At 44.6% G+C, this 303-nt stretch carries 1 protein-coding gene; it reads left to right on the top strand.

Features of this window, described 5'->3' with window-relative positions; all coding sequences use genetic code 11:
* The coding region (locus IC21_RS12480) for an IS3 family transposase (protein WP_035180946.1) at positions 1-303 on the top strand (303 nt) is incomplete at both ends.

Genomic DNA, 303 nt, shown 5'->3' with positions numbered 1-303 from the left:
AAAAAAAGAGTCAAAAACAAAACGGGAAAACCGGGAGTTGACAGACAGAATACGAAAAATCCATACGGAAAGCAAGCAGAGGTACGGAGCGCCGAAGATCCGCCATATGCTTGAAAAAGAAGGGCTCAAAGTCAGCCTGAAACGGGTTCAGCGTTTGATGAAGGCTGCAGGCATTTATTCCATTATCAGAAAAAAGTACCGTCCCCATTCCAATAAGGGCAAGATGGAAGAACACGATAACCTGCTGAACCAGGACTTCTCAACGACAACCATCAACGAGAAATGGGTTACGGATATTACGTA

The sequence above is a fragment of the Heyndrickxia coagulans DSM 1 = ATCC 7050 genome, from assembly GCF_000290615.1.
In the GTDB taxonomy this organism is placed as follows: Bacteria; Bacillota; Bacilli; order Bacillales; family Bacillaceae_C; genus Weizmannia; species Weizmannia coagulans.
This window is presented reverse-complemented; position numbering and strand designations above follow the sequence as displayed.